Source organism: Desulfovirgula thermocuniculi DSM 16036, from assembly GCF_000429345.1.
GTDB lineage: Bacteria > Bacillota > Desulfotomaculia > Desulfotomaculales > Desulfovirgulaceae > Desulfovirgula > Desulfovirgula thermocuniculi.
Genome location: NZ_AUBR01000114.1, coordinates 1 through 2,240, shown reverse-complemented (window position 1 = coordinate 2,240; position 2,240 = coordinate 1). Strand labels below are relative to the sequence as shown.

Annotated in this window: 5 protein-coding genes; all 5 read right to left on the bottom strand. The window is 65.2% G+C overall.

Annotated elements, in window-relative coordinates; all coding sequences use genetic code 11:
* Positions 1 to 184 (bottom strand): hypothetical protein (locus G454_RS19665; protein ID WP_035108111.1); only part of this gene is annotated, 184 nt, incomplete at its 3' end.
* Positions 185 to 265: 81 nt separating this feature from the next.
* Positions 266 to 919 carry a hypothetical protein gene (locus G454_RS0115010; protein WP_027719224.1) on the bottom strand — a complete coding sequence of 218 codons (654 nt, stop codon included), beginning with the start codon at positions 917 to 919 and terminating at the stop codon, positions 266 to 268.
* Positions 920 to 1,011: 92 nt separating this feature from the next.
* Entirely contained in the window at positions 1,012 to 1,377 is a 366-nt protein-coding gene (locus tag G454_RS20615) for a hypothetical protein (protein ID WP_051276551.1), read from the bottom strand.
* Between the two features lie 6 nt (positions 1,378 to 1,383).
* Positions 1,384 to 1,656, bottom strand: a complete 273-nt coding sequence (locus tag G454_RS0115000; RefSeq protein WP_027719223.1) for a hypothetical protein — start codon at positions 1,654 to 1,656, stop codon at positions 1,384 to 1,386.
* 56 nt (positions 1,657 to 1,712) lie between these two features.
* Entirely contained in the window at positions 1,713 to 1,976 is a 264-nt protein-coding gene (locus G454_RS0114995) for a stage V sporulation protein S (RefSeq protein WP_027719222.1), read from the bottom strand.
* Positions 1,977 to 2,240: the final 264 nt, after the last annotated feature.

Here is a 2,240-nt window from a genome sequence, read left to right as displayed (position 1 = left end):
GGCGCAAGTCCGACGTCACCAACTCGAACCTCGGCAGGTCGCTGTTCTTGACGTACTCCACCGTGCCGAAGAAACTCTTGACCGGGAGCCGGAGTTCCTCGTACAGCGCCATGGCCGGGGTAGCCGCCACAGCGAGGACGATCAAGATCAGCAGGGCAACAAACAGCTTCGACTTTGCGCGCACCTCCGTCACCTCCTTTCTCTTCGGCCTAAAAAAAGTAAAAAAGCCAGGCGCCTTCCGGAAAACGCCCAGCACCAAAAAAGCTCAACTTTGGATCGCTCGCATCCAGAAAATCGGCAAAAGCCGCACCGCCCTCTTCACGGATACGTGCGGCTCGCGCCAAGTGCCGGGACTGCCCTCCAAGCGGTATCCCCAAATCAGGTACAGCCAGCCTGGCCGCAATTCGGTGCCCTCCGGTACTACTAGTGCATAGGTCTCCTTAACCAGATAGCACCTGGAAGGGAGAGAGCTCCCGAGCGTGCAGATCCGCCCCCAGGTGATCAACTTCCAAGGTGGTTCCGCCGCTTCGCCGCGCGCCACCACACCCACCAGCTTGACCGGCTCTCCTACGGCCCACTCCCGCGGCGTAGTTTCCCTTCCCGGCCGCAAGTGCTTCGGGAAGTTCTCGGGGAGAAGGTGGGGCATGTCCGCCCGGATGCCGCTGCTGACGAGCCTCCCGTCGCCGATCTTTCTGGCAAAGCACCAGTACCCGCTCATCTCGTCCTTGACGATTGTGTAGCCGTCTACCGTTTCCCACCCGTGTGCCCACTCGTCGCCCCACTGGCGGGCAAAGAACTTCGCGCCGTCGGGCTGGATCAGCTCCACCGCCCCCGGGTAGGCGGGGACGCCGCAGGCCGGCCGGGCCAGGGCGAGGACCAGGAGAACGGCGAGGAAAAAGGCACTACCCTTTTTGCGCATGGTTTTTGGCCCCCCTTTCCAACGCACGCAGGCAAAAAAAAAGCGGGGCGGCCCGACCGCCGACCGCGGTGGCCGCCCCGCCCTCCGCCCCGCTACAGGCCCGACAGCGCGCGGGAAAGTTCCCGCAAGCTTCGTTCTGCCTCGCCGGTCAGGGCGTCCAGCGGGCCCGCGCTGCCGGGGCCGCCGCACGGGACGCCCAGGGCCTTGCACGCCACGGCGCAGCCCCAGTCCGCGGCCTTCCAGAGGGCGCCGGGCTGGGACAGGAAGGCGAAGGCCGCGGCGGCGGCGACGGCGTTGGCCGCGAAGCCCGCAAAGCGCCCGAGGACGGGGGACAGCAGCGCCCACAGCAACGCCCGGAGCGCGGCGAACGCCAGCGCCAGCACCGGCAGGGCGAAGGCCAGCTTCTGGAGCTGGTAGAAGGTGCTTAGAAGGTCAGAGAGACCGAACACGTCGCCCACTCTCTCTCACCACCTTTCCACCAGGGCTTTCAGCCAGGCGCAGCCCAGAAGGCTGACGGCCGCGCCAGACAACATCACGAAGGGCCACGCCAGCCAGGTGAGCCACGCGGCCCGCGAGGGCTTTATCTCCCGCAGCCAGTGGGCCGTGGAGAAGACGCCGCCGCCCAGGACGACGGCGTACCAGGTCAGGAACCTCTCCGGCCCCGCGGCCAGGTACGTCGGCCCCGCCAGGAGGCCGAGCACCGACGCCAGGGCCAGCTCGCGCTTCTCCGGGGACATCTCCGATCACCGCCTTTTGGAAAAAATGGAAGGCTACCATTTTGGTGCTTTCCTTTCTACCGGAATACGCGGAACTTTATGGCCGTCAGTTCGGTACCGTCTTCCCTCGCCAGGGTTTCCCACTCGGGCACCATCTTGAGATCGTAACCCAGCGGGGCCACCAAGCCCCTCGCCACGGCCATGGCCTTCACAGCCTGGTTCACTGCCCCGGCGCCTATCGCCCGGAGCGTGACTTCCCTCTTGCTCCCCTTGAGCACGTGATAGATTGTCCGCGCGAGTTTTTTGGTATCGGTCTTGGCCGAAACCTTGAACATTTCCAAGGATTTTTCCCCCTTTTTTCTGAGCGCTGTGTTTCTATCGATAGTCCTCCAGCAACCGTACAACGCGCCACGCCTACTTGGCTTCTTCCAGCCTAGCTTGCCAGTTCCATTACTATCGGCGTTACCCACGCCTCCAGGACCGCCGCGGCGGCCAGGAGCGGCAGGACAGCCCGCAGGAAGAGGTCCTTCTTCTCGCCCGCCGCGGCGCCCGCAACGCCCGCCCCGCAGGCGATGAACAGCGCCGAAAGCTCCGGCACGCCGTGG

Coding starts and splice junctions, on each gene's coding strand:
- G454_RS0115000 (WP_027719223.1), bottom strand. CDS start 1,656: ATGTCCCCGGAGAAGCGCGAGCTGGCCCTGGCGTCGGTGCTCGGCCTC.
- G454_RS0115010 (WP_027719224.1), bottom strand. CDS start 919: ATGCGCAAAAAGGGTAGTGCCTTTTTCCTCGCCGTTCTCCTGGTCCTC.